Below are 15,855 nucleotides of genomic sequence, written 5' to 3' on the forward strand. Positions count from 1 at the left end.
GCCTGGCGCCGCACGATCGCTCCACCCTGGCTGCCGTCGACACGTCGACCAGTCCGGGCAGAGCACCGGTCTATTCCTCGTAGCGTCCGGCACTCACCACAGCCGGCCCGGGAAGCGCGTGGTGACCTCCTGGAGGAACCAGCCATTGCCGTCCGGGTCGTTGAACGAGGCGAACGAGAAATAGCTCGCCCGGTCCGGAGCCAGCCCGGGGGCACGTCCTTGGCCGTTGGCAAGGGGCAAGCCACCGCCTGCGGCGTGGAAGACCTCGCTCACGTCGACGCCGCGGCCAACCAGCTCGGCGCGGGCCGCCTCGATGTCGTCCACGACCAGGCACAGGCCCTGCATGGAGCCGGGCGCGGCCGTGGTGAGGCTGGGGCCCAACATGATCGAGCAGTCCGACCTGGGCGGCGTCATCTGCGCCACCCGGCCCTCCCCCTCGCCGACATCGATGTCCTCCCGCCAACCCAGCGCCTTGTAGAAGTCCTTGGCCCGTCCCACGTCGGCGACGGGCAGCACGACGAATTCCAACTTCATGTCCACGCTGTCGGCTCCTCCTCCTGCGATGGCAGGCGACGTGTCAACGCCCTGGTTCCTGCGCCCTTGGCTGGCCCTGCGCCCATCCTCAACCAGCCCTTGCTTAAATGCCCTGGAAACTACAAAACCCCTCGAATCCCTCATGGATGTGACGCCCCGACGGCGTCTTCGGGCAGGCGGACAGCTTGGCTGCGGTCACGGGCTGGTCCATGAGGTGGAAGCGGGGAAGCGAAGCCGGTACGCCAACGGTGGCCACCGTGGTCGGGTGAGTGCGGCGTTGGCTGCTCGCTTGGCTGCTCGGCTCGCAACGGCATGAAGAAGCCCAGGTCATGATCGGCGATCAAGCCGGCGACGGCCATCTGATCCGTAGATTCCCAAGACCGCCATCGCCCCCTGATGCCTGACAGCTGAGGTGAGGGATCGTCAGCCGATTAGCTGGCTCGCCTGCCGGATGAGCCAAGATCCACAACCGCTTCGACGGGCACGAGATGGCGTCCGAGCTGGCAGACTCGCGCGGTGCGATCCGGAGCTGGTTCGACACGCCGGGCTGTCGCGGGTGGCGGCCAAGCTTCAGGAGCGGGTTCCGGGACTGCTCAACTGATCTACGGCCTGGGCGTACGGCCACACGGTTTAGGAACTCTCGATGCAGCCGGGTGCGGCCTGGGGATGACCTGGCTTGACCTGCCCGGCCGTCGCTGCTGCGAACCGCCGAACGTGACCGCCGTCAACCCCCGCCGCCCGCGCGATCGGGCACGCAGCGGGCACGCCCCATCCACTGCTTTGCTAGGCCGTATCCCAGTCGGAGGAAGCCGAGACTTCGTAAGGAATTCTCGCCAAAACCTCGGCAGGTCCCTCCAACTTCCACATCCGGACGCAGCAGCCGCATCCGCCTTCTTCTTCGGCGTGGGTCAGGGCGTCCCGGTTGGCGTTCAGCCAAGCCTCACCCGCCTCGACCTCGCTCGGCTTATCTACAGAGGCCACCATGGTTTGCCGGATCACAGCGAGCACCGTAGCGCACCGGACCGGGTGGACCGCGCCGGTTTGGACCCGCGCCTCTGGGCTTACGGCACCCGTCAATCTGGAAGGACGAAGAACACGGTCGACAAGGACCTGGTGGGCCAGGTCAAGGCAGGAAGCGCGTGACCGTTCGTGCCCCTGGTGACCGTCCGGGGTACCGGCTACCGGCACGTGGATGGCACGGAGACGAAAGAATTATGAGATCAAGTTGAGCGACCCGGCGAGCTGCACGTGTGGACCTCTAGCTGTACCCGGCCATGACGTTGGTGACAGGCGGCTGATCGGTCGTCGTTCCCTTGCGGACAGGGTCCCGATGAGTTTCCGCCCCGCCAGTTGTCCATCTCTGAGAGCCAACCCCAGTCGCGTACGTCCACGCGACGCATACCACCGGCGGGGACGCGTAGCTTGTGCCGCCGTCCCCGCGCCACCGGTCCACTACGCCGCCCTGGAGGTTCATGATGTATCCGACGGTCCACTCGTTCCGCACGTCCGGCGGCGTCATCGCGACGGTGGAGGCGTGATGACGACGGTCGAGGCGGACGGCGTCACGCTCGGGGTCGAGCACTTCGGCGACACGGCGGCGCCGCTCGTTCTGCTCGCGGGCGGCACGACCATGCTCTCCTGGCCCGACGCACTCTGCGAGGCGCTCGCGCGCGGCGGGCGCCACGTTGTGCGGTACGACCTGCGCGATTCCGGCGCGTCGACCACCGTCGATCCCGAGGCTCCGGCGTATACGCTGCGCGATCTTGCAGCCGACGCCGCAGCGCTCGCCCGCGAACTCGACGACCGGCCGGCGCACCTGGCAGGCATCGGCGTTGGCGGGATGGTCGCCCAGGTCGCCACGCTCGACCACCCGGACGCGTTCTCGGCGCTCACCCTCGCCGGAACGCGGCCCGTCGCTCCAGGCCCGGTCGACGACGACCTGCCTGACCATGACGCGGCGACGATGGACCGGCTGTTCTCGCGTTCGATGCCCGATTGGTCCGACCGCGCCGCGGTGGCCGAGTTTGCCGCCGCAGGCGCAGAGATCCTCGGTGACGACCCCGTCGCCGCGCGCGCGACCGCCGAGCGCAGATGGGACCGCACGCCGGGCACCGAGCCCGCTGTGCAGATGGCCAACCACCTGGGCATGGTGTTCGCCAAGCTCGACTGCAAGCCGCGCTGGCGCGAGCGCCTGTCCGAGCTCGCGATCCCGTCGCTGGTGGTGCACGGTCGCCGCGACCCGTTCTTCCCTGTCGGCAACGGCGAAGCGCTCGCGCGCGAGATCCCCGGTGCGCGGCTGCTCGTGCTCGAACGGGCCGCGACGGCGATCCCCGATGCGGCCGCCGGTGAGGTCGCGGCGGCGATGCTCGCGCTCTAGCAGCGGAAACGCCTCTCGGTATCTCTCACCACTCCCTCGCCGTCCGTGGACCTCTTGCGGACCTGGCCTCGCTGGCGGATCTCCTCGTCGGGCAGTCGTAGACCGTCCAGCCTCGTGGTGCCCGGCGAGGTGATCCGCTCCCGGCCGATCTTCCGGACTCGGGTCTTCGCGCCGGCGGCTGCCTCGGTCGGGCTGGCCGGGCTCACGCCTCACGACCTGCGGCACACGGCGGCGAGTCTGGCCGTGGCGGCGGGCGCCAACGTCAAGGCGGTGCAGCGGATGCTTGGGCACGCCTCGGCGTCAATGACGCTGGACGTGTATGCGGGGCTGTTCGGTGACGACCTGGACGCCGTCGCCAACCGCCTGGACGAAGCAATAGCCGCACGGGACAAGGACTATCTAAAGGACTCGGCCCGCCAGCCGGGACGTGATCGACCTGGGGAAACGGCGAAGCCCAGGTCGCTGACCTGGGCTTCCGTACCGAGCCGCCTGACGGAATCGAACCGTCGACCTACGCATTACGAGTCGGTCCCATGGTGCTGGTCTACCATTTGGTTCTCGTGCCTTACGTGGTGTCTAGGTCCGGGATCGTCCGCTGATGCTCGCCAGCTTGGCTGCTCGGATGGCTGCTCATCCGCTATTGCCCTCCTGCAACGTGGCGTGCGTGTACGAGAGCGGCAGAGGCAGCTTCGTTGGGGGGATCTGCTGTACGGCGAAGCCCCACCCCGCCTCGTGGAAGCCCGGACACCTCAACGCTGGTGCGGATCGTTGCAGGCCAGTCCTGTGCCTCCCGCGCCAGCCGTCCTTTGCCAGTGATCGGCCCTGAAGATCGGGTACGAGCTGAGCTGCGCTAGCATCCCGCGGCCAGCGGTTCAACCGCAGCCTAAAGGACGTTGTTGCAAGGAGATTCTTTGAGCAAGAAGCCCGCAGCGTGGGTCGGTGGAATCGCGGCAGTAGTTCTGGTTCTGGGGTGCGGCCAGGGGGCCACCAAGCCCGAGGCGGCTCCTACGCCGACGCCCACACGGTCGGCAGTAGCCCTGCCGACCATGCCGGAGCCGGAGCCTGCGCCCACGGCGCTTACCTTGCCGCCGGGACGCAAGATGACGCCAGCCAGGTGGTGCACCACTTATGCCAAGACGTTCATCCAGCTCGAGGCTAAGGGCGACAAGATTTCGGACCTTCGCAGGACCCAGTACAAGAACGGCGTCGAGCTCGACAACAGCAAGCGAGAGGCGCAGGCAGACGCCCTCTGGGCTGAGGTTGAAGCGTTCGATCCTGGGCAGGCGATCGCCGATGCGCTCGTGTCGCTCCCGCACACCAGTTACAAGGAGGCAGCGCTGGCTGCGCCAGATGGTGCAGACGCGAATTCTGTGAATGTCGACATGTGGCACGCCTATGACCTGGTTGGCAAGGCGCGAGAAAGCTACGAGGAGGAGTGGAATAGCTCGCTGTTCGGGCCAGATGATGCCGGCGACGCCCACTTCTACGCATCGAACAGCCTCACTGAGGCGATCGGTGAGCCGCCGAACGGGAAGCCGGGATCCGGCAAGACAGGCCTCTGCTACGTGCAGCAGCCGTGGCAGAACCAGTCAGGCGCTAGAGGCACAGGCGGTACAGGAAGTACAGGCGGAGGCAGTGTTGGCTGCGAGTACCACGGTCGACCTAAGGGCACGTGGAAGGTCTGGAGATGGGGCGACTGGAGCTGCTGATCCAGATCTTTAGCGTGCGGGACTGCGCCCACGGCACCGCGCCCTGCTCCCGTCCGATCCTGCATGCCCTGCCGCATGTCATGGTCGACGCCGGCCTAGCAACAGTCGTACGACGTGCCGCTGCTGTTCGGCGAGGAAGAGTCCTATGGCTATCAGCGATGGTTACGCTTGATCGTTCGCTGCTGCCTGTAGGACGACCTCGCCGGATGGCCGCCTCCGGCCGTCCGTCTCCGTCACGCCTCTGCAGCCAAGCAGGGTTCCGAGGACCGCGGTCGTCGACTAGCCTCCACCTCGGAGGGGTGCTATGTCGCTGTATGGCCGAGATGACGAGACGTGGGAACGCCTGGCGACGGCCGGGCTGGACTTCCTCATTGAGCGTGCACGAATCGGGGACCCCACTACCTACACGGAACTCAACGCAACGTTGGTGCATCGAACAGGGATCCCGGGTTTTAACTTTGACCGTGAGGACGAGCGAGCCGCGATAGGACGCCTACTCGGCATGATCGTGGAGCGGAACTACCCCACAACGGGCTTGATGATCTCAGCACTAGTGCGGTACCTCGACGCCAACGATGCAGGTCCTGGCTTCTACGCACTTGCGACGCAACTGGGGCTACTTGGGAGAAACCCATCGAAGTCGGCAAAGATGGAGTTCTGGGTAGCTCAGCTCAGGGCGTTGCATCAGTACTACTCGCGTTCCCCGAACTCCTTGACGTCCTGAAGCCCTTACCGCACTCATTCGCTCCGCCGCGCCGTCGCTGGTAGCGCCTGCCTGCCAGCAGCAGCCCGCTAGCCCGCGCCGGGTAAGCCAATTGTCCAGCTCGGCCTGACTAACGCCACGTTTACAGGCTCTGTGCGTCGCGTCCGCAGGCGTCCGGCACCTGCACGCTCGGATGACCGTCCACGTCAGGGCTGGTCAGTGCGCTGAAGTCCGGCGCGGTTGCTGTCGGGGCTTCGCGGACGTCATGGGTGTGCCCTGCTCTGCGGGCAACAGGGCAGGGCACACCTCTTACCCCACGGTTGCTAGCGAACGAGCTTGTGGAGCCTGTTCGCCACGACCAGGCCGGTGAGGACCATGGTGACGACGCCGCCGGCGACTCCGAGGGCAATGCTAGGGCCTACTCCAAGGGTTGGAGCTGCCTGCACTGCTGTGGTCAGGCCGGTGACGAAGGCTGCGAGCAGGCCGACGATCAGCGTGATCATGAGGATGAGCAGATCCCGTTGTGTCAGCAGGTAGCTCTCGTTGCTTGTCGTCTCGTCGTCGACGGGCTCGGCCTGCCGTGGAATCTGGCGTGCGCTGCTGCGGTTGGACGCAGAGGTGGGGCGCGCCGGCACTCGCCGGCCAGACGTGCTTTTGGGCACCGTTGCTCCAGTGGGGCGTGTTCGTAGGTTCCTCGGACGGTGAGGCGACCAGCCGGGAGATGCGTTGTCCGGTTACCGCCGGGCAGACGCGACAGGTGCCTCAGCCCACACAACGAGGCAGCAATCTTGGGGTCACGCCGGTTACGACATTCGCGTCACACACCGTGTCCGTTGTCCGTCGCACGTACAGCGCAAAGCGGACTCTGCGCCCAGAATTGGCAACGCTGAGTAATCATGAAACTTTCACAAGGCGTTGCGGCTACTCAATTGATGAGCAACGAAAGCTTGCAATAGCAAGTAATGTCGCGCGGATGTCTGACCTGCGACTCAGGCACCATGCTATTGGGATTCGTCGATTTAATCGAAGTGTCTGGTCAGTAGGTACTCAAGCGCTTCAGGCCCCGCAGAAGGCAGCAAGTGCGCGACCTAAGTAGCCGGGTTGCCGTTAGGCGTTACGAGATGTGAGCCATGGGTTGTGAGTAGGCACACACCTCGGACAGAACGGCCTCCTGTTACCGCAGGGGGCCGTTCGCGTGGGACCTGGCTAGGCCGCGATGAGTTATATAGGCAATGGTCGGGCTTGCCGCCTTCAGGACCGAGTTCTGTCGATCTGCTGGGGCGCCACTTGGCTGCACAGCTTGGCGACATCGGACTCCGGCCTGCAGGTGGACTCATCTGTCGCCACCAGGCCAGCCGCTGTTGGAGAGCAGCTACAGCGTGATGGCGGGGTCGCGCTCGGTGGTCGTGCTGTGGGATCGTGCGGGCGTGAGTGAGACGGGGCAGACGGATCGGGTGACGGCGGTGCCGGAGAAGCTTGATCAGTGGCATGACTTCCGCAAGAGCGTCGCGCTGGTGTCGATGGTGCTGTTCTTCTTCTGCGTGGTTGGCCTGGGTTTCCTCGTCTACCAGCTGGCGGTCGTCGGCGACGATGGCACCTTCAGTGCCTGGTCGTTCATTCGCTTCCTGTCGGTGGGCATCCCCCTCGGCGTCGCCGCCGTGGCGGGTCTCGGTGTCTACCGCGCGTCGACCAATGCGGAGTCGAAACGGCGCGGTCGGTTCATGGCTCTGGCGTTGCTCGTCGCCGCGGTCCTGCTCGTCGTGACGGGCGTCGTCGGGGACCGCCTGTCGTGAGCTTCTTCGTCGAACCCGGTGCGCTGGAGCGCGCTGCTTCCCGCCTGAACGACGCGAGCCTCGACGCTCAGACCGCCCGCGCGTACATCCTCAAGCACACCGACATGCCGTGGCATGGCCAAGGGCTGCTCAACGAGGCATGGCCTGCACATCAGAAGCTCGTCGACGAGATGAACCAGCGGCTCACGCACCTGATGGAGCTGCTCGACAAGTCACGCGACGCGCTCCAGGACACCGCCGAGCACTACCGGCACACCGACACCGGCAGCGCAGCCTGGCTGGACGCCACCTACCCGACCGCCGACCGCAGCGGCTACGAGCTTCCCTCCGGGCGCCCTCTGAGCGGGAACCTGCCATGAGAGAGCCGACGGACTTCCTCGTCGAGCCTGGTCAACCAGACGCCTCACTGACCAAGGGCTTCGCCAATCCCATCGGGATCCTCGACGCCCTGTCCATTTCCCACTGGGTCAACCAGATCATCAAGGACGTCGCCGGCTACGACGTCATCGGCACCATCAGCAACGCCTTCGTCGGAGACTGGGAGAGCTTCTACAAGGCAGGCGACGCCTACGGCAACCTCGGTCAGAGCCTGCAAGCCCTTGGCCAGAACGTCAGCCTGATCTCCTCACAGTTGGACCAGCAGTGGGACGGGCAGGCCGCCGACGCCGCGTTCGTCTACTTCCGCCAGCTTGGGACGGCAGCGGTGCAGCAGAACGTCGTCCTGGCCCAGGTCGAGGAGAAGTACCACGAAGCCGCACGCGCCATCTGGCTCCTGGCCGACATGATCGGCGGCCTCATCAAGATGATGATCGACAAGGCCATCATCATCGGCGTCAGCGCCGCCGCCGGCACCGCACTCATCGAAACCGGCGTCGGTGCCGTCGCCGGCTACGGCATCGCCACCTGGCAAGCCATCGAACTGGTCAAGAAGGTCAACGACGCCGCACTGAAGATCCAAGCCGGCGGCACTCTCATCCTCGGCTTCTTCAGCTTCATCAAGACCCTCGCCGAGCAAGGCGGCGACCTGTCCAAGGTCCCCTTGCCCGACCAGCCCTACATCAGCCCGGTGCTTCATGACGCAACCTGAACCGCAACCAGAGCGGCAGTTCCTCGACCTCACCGAAGGAAACCCGGGCCTCGCCAAGCTCCTGCACGCCAGCCTCACCCGACTCCGCGACGGCGTCGCCGGCGACGACCTCCAAGAGATGGCCCGCGACGTCCTCGCCGGCCACACCGACCTCCGCCAGGTCGCCGCAACCGACGCCTACGGCGGCCTGCTCCTCGACCACTACCACCGCTTCCGCGAGTGGGAACAAAACGTCGACCCGGAGGACCGCCAACACATGGCCGACCAAGCGGCCGACCTCACCGCGGACCCGAATACGCCCGACCAGCAGCAGTGACCGCGACACGACCCGACATCGTCGACCGGGTCGAGTTGAAGCGGAGCCGTTTTGCAGTGGTTGTCGGGGTGTGACTCGTTGCTGACCCGCTCGTTGGTCCCTCGTCGCTTGTCGGTTATTCGACTGATTGCGCCTGACCGGTGGTCGCGCGTGGGTGAGCGACCGGGCACAGTGGATGCGTGTGGGGACCCACGGCACCTGACGAGCGCGTTGATTTGTTCATCAGCCATGCCGGCCGTGACCGGGCGTGGGCGGAGTGGGTTGGCTGGGAACTTGAAGATGCCGGCTACAGCGTGGAGTTGGACCTGTGGGACTGGGAGGTCGGAGCGAATGTCGTCGAGAAGATCCGTGACGGGCTGCAGCGGTGTCAGCGGATGGTCGCCCTGTTCTCCGAGGCCTACTTCGAAGCCGAACGGCACACCACGGTTGAGTGGACTGCCCTGCTGCACGTCCGTGACGCTGACCAGCCGCTGATCCTGCCGCTGCGGGTCGAGGAGGTGACCCCGCCGCGCATTCTCGCACCGCTACTGCGCGAGGATCTGTTCGGGATCCCGGAGGGCGAGGCGCGCAAACGCCTCCTGGCCGTGGTGCGGGGCAAGCGTCGCCCCGACGGGCACCCAGAGTTCCCCGGCAGCGATCGCCGTGGCCGGGTTAAACGCTCAGGTCCGCGGCTGCCGGGTTCGCTTCCATCGGTGTGGAATGTGCCTCCTCGCAACCCGGCCTTCACCGGCCGTGATCGGATGCTTGTTGACCTGCGGCAAGCGCTGGTCAGCGGCGGTCGGGCCGTCGTTCAAGCCCTGCAGGGCATGGGCGGGGTGGGTAAGACGCAGCTGGCGATTGAGTACGCGCACCGGTTCGCGGGTGAGTACGAGTTGGTGTGGTGGATCGCCAGCGAGCAGCCTGAGCTGATCGGTGAGCAGTTTGCCGCGCTCGCTGTTGCCGCCGGCGTCGCCGACGCTGACACCGAGGTCGCCTCCGCCGTCGACGGCGTCAAGAGTTTCCTGCGCTCTGCCGATCGGGTGCTGCTGGTCTTCGACAATGCCGAGGCCCGCGAAGACATTCATCCATGGTTACCAGGCGGCTCGGGTCATGTGGTGGTGACGTCGCGTAGTCCGGTGTGGGCCGGTGTTGCCCAGCCGGTCGGGGTGGATGTGTTCGCTCGGTCGGAGTCGGTGGCGCTGCTGCGCACTCACCTGCCTCATGTGAGCGAAGCGGAGGCAGACCAGCTGGCCGAAGCCCTCGGTGACCTGCCCCTGGCGGTGGCGCAGGCCGCCGATCTGCTTGCCGAGACCGGCATGCCCGTCCCCGACTATCTCCAGACCCTGGACGAGCACGCCGCGGACCTGCTCGGAGGCCGGCCGCCGGTCGGCTACCCGGCCCCCCTGGGCGCCGCCGTCCGCGTCGCCACCGAACGCCTCACCCGGGAAGACCCGGCCGCCGGGCAGCTGCTGACCCTGTGCGCGTTCCTCGCCCCCGAACCCGTCCCCCTGCACCTGTTCCGCCACGCCCCCGACCAGACCCTGCCCGAACCCCTCGCCACCACCGCACGCAGCGGCATCGCCCTCGACCGCACCGTCGGACACATCACCCGCTACGGCCTCGCCCGCCCCAGCGGCGACGGGCCGATCCTGCACCGCCTCACCCAAGCCATCCTCAAAGACACCCTCACCCCCGAACAGCGCACCACCACCCGCGAACAGGTCGACCAACTGCTCATCGCCGCGCGACCCGACGACGGCACCGACCCCGCCCACTGGCCCCGCTGGACCCGGCTGATGCCCCACATCCTCGCCGCCGACCCCGCCACCACCACCAACACCGAACTGCGCTACGTCACCTTCAGCGCCGTGTGGCACCTGCTCGCCCGCGGCGACGGCCACACCGCCCTGCCCCTCGCCCACCACCTCCACACCGAATGGACCCACCGACACGGCCCCGACGACGACACCAGCCTCATCGCCGCATCTCTGCTCGCCTACGCCCACCGACAACTCGGCCAATACCAACAGGCCCACGCCCTCGACGAAGACACCCTCAACCGCCGCCGCCGCATCCACGGCGACGACCACCCCAACACCCTGACCTCCGCCAACAACCTCGCCGCCGACCTGAGCAACCTTGGCCAGCACGAGCAGGCCCGCGCCCTCGACGAAGACACCCTCAACCGCCGCCGCCGCGTCCTCGGCGACGACCACCCCGACACCCTGACCTCCGCCAACAACCTCGCCGCCGACCTGCGCCAGCTCGGCCAGCACGAGCAGGCCCGCGCCCTCGACGAAGACACCCTCACCCGCCGCCGCCTCCTCCTCGGCGACGACCACCCCCAGACCCTGAGCTCCGCCCACAACCTCGCCGCCGACCTGAGCAACCTTGGCCAGCACGAGCAGGCCCGCGCCCTCGACGAAGACGCCCTCACCGGCTTCCGCCGAGTTCTCGGCGACGACCACCCTGACACCCTGACCTCCGCCCACAACCTCGCCATCGACCTGCGCCACCTCGGCCAGCACGAGCAGGCCCGCGCCCTCGACGAAGACACCCTCACCCGCTTCCGCCGAGTTCTCGGCGACGACCACCCCGACACCCTGAGCTCCGCCAACAACCTCGCCACCAACTTGCGCCACCTCGGCCAGCACGAACAGGCCCGCGCCCTCGACGAAGACACCCTCACCCGCCGCCGCCGCGTCCTCGGCGACGACCACCCCGACACCCTGACCTCCGCCAACAACCTCGCCGCAGACCTGCGCCACCTCGGCCAGCAAGAGCAGGCTCAGCGGTTGATGGACGAGGTGGCGCGGTGGCGCGGGGAGGCGTCGGCATGATGAACGTGTCGCATTGATTCGAGCAATGGGAGTCGAGATGGTACGTCCGCCCAAGAGTGTCGAGGTGCAGCTCGACCTGAAGCTGATGTCGGTCACCGGTACCTGGGAACCCAATGATGCGGAACGCGCCGCCGCGTGGGAGCTGTACGTGGAATTGGTCACCCGCGTCACGGTCGTGCCGCTTCAACACGGACTGCTTCGCGAAGCCCTGTCGAGCATGTACTCGCTGTTCGGCAGCACGCGGGAAGTGCTGCGCCGCTATGGTCCGGACGTCGCGGCGCCCAAGCGCAACGGGGAGTACAACCTCGGCTTCCTTGTGGTGGTAATGCTCAACTACGCCATGCGGCCCGTGCTGGCGTACTGGCATCCCGAGTTGGAAGCCTGGGAAAGCCAGCGCGCTCCTGAAGTTTCCCGTCTCGATCATGAGCGTGCGTGGCCACGCGCGGCCGAGTTGCGGGCCTCCCTCGACCTGACCCGCGAGCACCTGTCCGCCTACGCCGGCCTCCTCGCCACCGCCTGCGGCGTGCCGGATCTGCGCGCAGCGATCCCCGCACCACCCGAATCCTGACATTCGCAAGACGACACGACCGGCAGGGCTGACAAGAGCGGAAGGAGGCGACCGCATGAGTGACCCGTCTGCCAGCGGCACGCTGTTCGTGTCGCATGCCGGGCGCGACCGAGCCTGGGCGGAATGGGTAGCCTGGCACCTCCGCGCCGCCGGACACACCGTCGAGCTTGACTGCGTGGACTGGGCCGCGGGCGACAACTTCATCGAACGGATGCACGCCGCACTGGCCCGACCCAATCCGCTGGTGGCACTGTTGTCCACCGCCTACCTCGATGCCAGCCGTTACACCAGCGATGAATGGACCGCGCGGCTGGCTCAACGCCGCCGAGACCCCCGTGCCCGGCTGATCCCGCTGCGCGTCGACGACGTCACCCTCGATGGCATCTGGGCACCCATCGTCGTACCCGACCTGTTCGGACTCTCGACGGCTGATGCGGTGACCACCCTGCTCACCGCTGTGGACGGCCCTCCATCTTCTACGGCGGCACCGCCCTATCCCCACGTGGTCGTTCCCGCTACCGAAGCAGGACCACGTCCGCCGGGATCGCTACCGCCCGTCTGGAACGTCGCCCGCCGCAACCCCGCCTTCACCGGCCGCGACGCCATGCTCATCACCCTGCGAGAGAAACTTCAAGCTGGCCAGCACGCCGTCGTTCAAGCCCTTCAAGGCATGGGCGGGGTGGGTAAGACGCAGCTGGCGATCGAGTACGCGCACCGGTTCGCCGGTGAATACGAGTTGGTGTGGTGGATCGCCAGCGAGCAGCCTGAGCTGATTGGTGAGCAACTCGCCGCGCTCGCCGCCGAATGCGGGATCGCGCCCACCGGCACCGACACCCCCACCGCAGTGCACAAGCTGCGGGGCCATCTACGTCAGAGCCTGCGGTGGCTGATCATCTTCGACAACGTCGAAGACCGCGATGCCATCACGGATTGGCTACCCGACGGCTCGGGTCATGTGGTGGTGACGTCGCGTAGTCCGGTGTGGGCCGGTGTTGCCCAGCCGGTCGGGGTGGATGTGTTCGCTCGGTCGGAGTCGGTGGCGCTGCTGCGCACTCACCTGCCTCATGTGAGCGAAGCGGAGGCAGACCAGCTGGCCGAAGCCCTCGGTGACCTGCCCCTGGCGGTGGCGCAGGCCGCCGATCTGCTTGCCGAGACCGGCATGCCCGTCCCCGACTATCTCCAGACCCTGGACGAGCACGCCGCGGACCTGCTCGGAGGCCGGCCGCCGGTCGGCTACCCGGCCCCCCTGGGCGCCGCCGTCCGCGTCGCCACCGAACGCCTCACCCGGGAAGACCCGGCCGCCGGGCAGCTGCTGACCCTGTGCGCGTTCCTCGCCCCCGAACCCGTCCCCCTGCACCTGTTCCGCCACGCCCCCGACCAGACCCTGCCCGAACCCCTCGCCACCACCGCACGCAGCGGCATCGCCCTCGACCGCACCGTCGGACACATCACCCGCTACGGCCTCGCCCGCCCCAGCGGCGACGGGCCGATCCTGCACCGCCTCACCCAAGCCATCCTCAAAGACACCCTCACCCCCGAACAGCGCACCACCACCCGCGAACAGGTCGACCAACTGCTCATCGCCGCGCGACCCGACGACGGCACCGACCCCGCCCACTGGCCCCGCTGGACCCGGCTGATGCCCCACATCCTCGCCGCCGACCCCGCCACCACCACCAACACCGAACTGCGCTACCTCATCCACAGCGCGATATGGCACCTGCTCGCCCGCGGCGACGCCCGCACCGCCCTGCCCCTCGCCCACCACCTGCACACCGAATGGACCCGTCGACACGGCCCCGACGACGACACCACGCTCTTCGCCTCGGATCTGCTCGCCCACGCCCACCGACAACTCGGCCAATACCAACAGGCCCGCGCTCTCGACGAAGACATCCTCACCCGCCGCCGCCGCATCCACGGCGACGACCACCCCCACACCCTGAACTCCGCCAGCAACCTTGCCGGCGATATACGTCAGCTCGGCGAGTACGAGCAGGCCCGCGCTCTCGACGAAGACACCCTCACCCGCTACCGCCGCGTCCTCGGCGACGACAATTTCTACACTCTGAGCTCCGCCAACAACCTCGCGGTCGACCTGAGCCAGCTGGGCCAGTACGAGACGGCCCGCGCCCTCATCGAAGACACCCTCACCCGCCGCCGCCGCGTCCTCGGCGACGACCACCCCCGCACTCTGAGCTCCGCCAACAACCTCGCCATCAACCTGCGCCAGCTGGGCCAGCACGAACAGGCCCGCGCCCTCGACGAAGACACCCTCACCCGCCGCCGCCTCCTCCTCGGCGACGACCACCCCGACACCCTGAGCTCCGCCAACAACCTCGCCACCAACTTGCGCCACCTCGGCCAGCACGAACAGGCCCGCGCCCTCGACGAAGACACCCTCACCCGCTACCGCCGCGTCCTCGGCGACGACCACCCCGGCACCCTGGGCTCCGCCAACAACCTCGCCGTCGACCTGCGCCAGCTGGGCCAGCACGAACAGGCCCGCGCCCTCAACGAAGACACCCTCACCCGCCGCCGCCGCGTCCTCGGCGACGACCACCCCGACACCCTGAGCTCCGCCAACAACCTCGCCATCAACCTGCGCCACCTCGGCCAGCACGAACAGGCCCGCGCCCTCAACGAAGACACCCTCACCCGCTACCGCCGCGTCCTCGGCGACGACCACCCCCACACCCTGAGCTCCGCCAACAACCTCGCCGCCGACCTGCGCCACCTCGGCCAGCACGAACAGGCCCGCGCCCTCAACGAAGACACCCTCACCCGCCGCCGCCGCGTCCTCGGCGACGACCACCCCCACACCCTGAGCTCCGCCAACAACCTCGCCGCAGACCTGCGCCACCTCGGCCAGCACGAACAGGCCCGCGCCCTCAACGAAGACACCCTCACCCGCCGCCGCCGCGTCCTCGGCGACGACCACCCCCACACCCTGAACTCCGCCAACAACCTCGCCGCCGACCTGCGCCAGCTCGGGCAGCACGAACAGGCCCGCGCCCTGAACGAAGACAACCTCACCCGCCGCCGCATCCAAGGCGACGACCACCCCGATGCGCGAAAGCCTGCGGCGAAGTGAATCCGGCGTACAGGTCGACTCGTCCGTCGCCCACCAGGTCAGCCGCCTTTACATGGTGGCTGACCTGCTGTTTCGTCGGGTGTTAATGGTCGTCGTTGGTTAGCTTTGGTCGGCCTCTGACGGCCCCGCGACGGCCCAGACGGCCCAGAGACGGCCCGATGAGGTGTCGGCTTCTGTCGGTCGTGTTTACCAGCAGCAGTGCATACGTTACTGATCGCACATGAAGATCCTTCGCCGGCATTGGGGCCTTGTCGCGTTGGTCTTGCTGCTCACCGCCTGGTGGACGACCCAGGTGGGTCCCGGAGTGCTGTACCTGCTGTCGGGTGCGGTCGTGCTCTGGTCGCTCTTCCAAGCGCCCGCCTGGTGTGGAGCCGCGACCCGAAGCCGCGGCGGCTTCTGCCGGAACAACTCGCGTGGGCTGCTGCTCGGTTGCCACCTCCGTGAGCACCGATGGCAGAAGTTCAAGATGCTGTTCTACTCCAGCCGGTGGGCGGCATTCAGCCGAGGTACATGGGCCACACCCAGCGCCAAGCTCGCCACAGTGTCGGGCTTGATCGGAAGCGTGTCCGCCATAGCAACTGGGATCAAGGACTTCGTGTTGAGTTGAAGCGGAACTTAGAGCCGCTGGCCCACCACCAGTGGGAACGGCGCGGACCGATGCTCATCGGGCGTGTCGGACTGCCATCGTTGGTGGCGGTTTGGCGACGTTCCACGGCGTCTTGCGCCCCTGTGCCCACACTGCCCGGGAGCTTCTCAAGTTGCCCTGGCCCACCGTGGCCGTGACCAGCGGGCGGGCGTTCACTCTCCCCGCCAGTCCCCGTCAATCCCTCGTCGTGACGTGTCGGCCTGGCATGG

General features: G+C 67.4%; 14 protein-coding genes. 11 read left to right on the forward strand and 3 right to left on the reverse strand.

The window, feature by feature from the left end; all coding sequences use genetic code 11:
- Nucleotides 1–93: 93 nt before the first annotated feature.
- Nucleotides 94–534 (reverse strand): VOC family protein, encoded by a 441-nt coding sequence (locus tag FHX75_RS14175; RefSeq protein WP_154941966.1) that lies wholly within the window; start codon nt 532–534, stop codon nt 94–96.
- Nucleotides 535–1,317: 783 nt separating this feature from the next.
- Entirely contained in the window at nt 1,318–1,533 is a 216-nt protein-coding gene (locus tag FHX75_RS30765; protein WP_170285370.1) for a hypothetical protein, read from the reverse strand.
- Between the two features lie 538 nt (nt 1,534–2,071).
- Here FHX75_RS30765 and FHX75_RS14180 point away from each other — a divergent pair.
- The 3 genes from FHX75_RS14180 to FHX75_RS14190 all read left to right on the forward strand — a co-directional run bounded on the left by FHX75_RS14180 (nt 2,072) and on the right by FHX75_RS14190 (nt 4,620).
- Nucleotides 2,072–2,911, forward strand: a complete 840-nt coding sequence (locus FHX75_RS14180) for an alpha/beta fold hydrolase (protein WP_154940172.1) — start codon at nt 2,072–2,074, stop codon at nt 2,909–2,911.
- Between the two features lie 129 nt (nt 2,912–3,040).
- Complete coding sequence (locus tag FHX75_RS31235; protein ID WP_246158314.1) at nt 3,041–3,727, forward strand: tyrosine-type recombinase/integrase; 687 nt, start codon at nt 3,041–3,043, stop codon at nt 3,725–3,727.
- 95 nt (nt 3,728–3,822) lie between these two features.
- On the forward strand, nt 3,823–4,620 hold the full coding sequence (locus tag FHX75_RS14190; RefSeq protein WP_154940174.1) for a hypothetical protein: 798 nt from the start codon (nt 3,823–3,825) through the stop codon (nt 4,618–4,620).
- A 1,026-nt stretch (nt 4,621–5,646) separates the two neighbouring features.
- Here FHX75_RS14190 and FHX75_RS14200 read toward each other — a convergent pair.
- On the reverse strand, nt 5,647–5,985 hold the full coding sequence (locus tag FHX75_RS14200) for a hypothetical protein (RefSeq protein WP_154940178.1): 339 nt from the start codon (nt 5,983–5,985) through the stop codon (nt 5,647–5,649).
- A 699-nt stretch (nt 5,986–6,684) separates the two neighbouring features.
- On the opposite strand from FHX75_RS14200, the gene FHX75_RS31610 reads away from it, so the two are divergent.
- From FHX75_RS31610 to FHX75_RS14240, 8 genes are all read left to right on the forward strand, one after another.
- Nucleotides 6,685–7,116, forward strand: a complete 432-nt coding sequence (locus FHX75_RS31610) for a hypothetical protein (protein WP_246158045.1) — start codon at nt 6,685–6,687, stop codon at nt 7,114–7,116.
- A complete protein-coding gene (locus FHX75_RS14210) occupies nt 7,113–7,475 on the forward strand; it encodes a WXG100 family type VII secretion target (protein WP_154940179.1) in 363 nt (120 codons plus the stop codon). Before FHX75_RS31610 ends, FHX75_RS14210 begins: the two co-directional genes overlap by 4 nt.
- Nucleotides 7,472–8,203 carry a WXG100 family type VII secretion target gene (locus tag FHX75_RS14215; protein WP_154940182.1) on the forward strand — a complete coding sequence of 244 codons (732 nt, stop codon included), beginning with the start codon at nt 7,472–7,474 and terminating at the stop codon, nt 8,201–8,203. The genes FHX75_RS14210 and FHX75_RS14215 overlap by 4 nt, the downstream gene beginning before the upstream one ends.
- Complete coding sequence (locus tag FHX75_RS14220) at nt 8,190–8,519, forward strand: hypothetical protein (protein WP_154940184.1); 330 nt, start codon at nt 8,190–8,192, stop codon at nt 8,517–8,519. Before FHX75_RS14215 ends, FHX75_RS14220 begins: the two co-directional genes overlap by 14 nt.
- A gap of 179 nt (nt 8,520–8,698) precedes the next feature.
- Nucleotides 8,699–11,338 carry an FxSxx-COOH system tetratricopeptide repeat protein gene (gene fxsT / locus FHX75_RS14225; RefSeq protein WP_154940186.1) on the forward strand — a complete coding sequence of 880 codons (2,640 nt, stop codon included), beginning with the start codon at nt 8,699–8,701 and terminating at the stop codon, nt 11,336–11,338.
- A 64-nt stretch (nt 11,339–11,402) separates the two neighbouring features.
- Entirely contained in the window at nt 11,403–11,906 is a 504-nt protein-coding gene (locus tag FHX75_RS14230; RefSeq protein ID WP_211364464.1) for a hypothetical protein, read from the forward strand.
- 55 nt (nt 11,907–11,961) lie between these two features.
- Nucleotides 11,962–15,000 carry an FxSxx-COOH system tetratricopeptide repeat protein gene (gene fxsT / locus FHX75_RS14235; RefSeq protein ID WP_154940188.1) on the forward strand — a complete coding sequence of 1,013 codons (3,039 nt, stop codon included), beginning with the start codon at nt 11,962–11,964 and terminating at the stop codon, nt 14,998–15,000.
- A gap of 220 nt (nt 15,001–15,220) precedes the next feature.
- A complete protein-coding gene (locus FHX75_RS14240) occupies nt 15,221–15,607 on the forward strand; it encodes a hypothetical protein (RefSeq protein ID WP_154940190.1) in 387 nt (128 codons plus the stop codon).
- Nucleotides 15,608–15,855: the final 248 nt, after the last annotated feature.

The organism is Micromonospora palomenae (assembly GCF_007829925.1).
Lineage (GTDB): Bacteria > Actinomycetota > Actinomycetes > Mycobacteriales > Micromonosporaceae > Micromonospora > Micromonospora purpureochromogenes.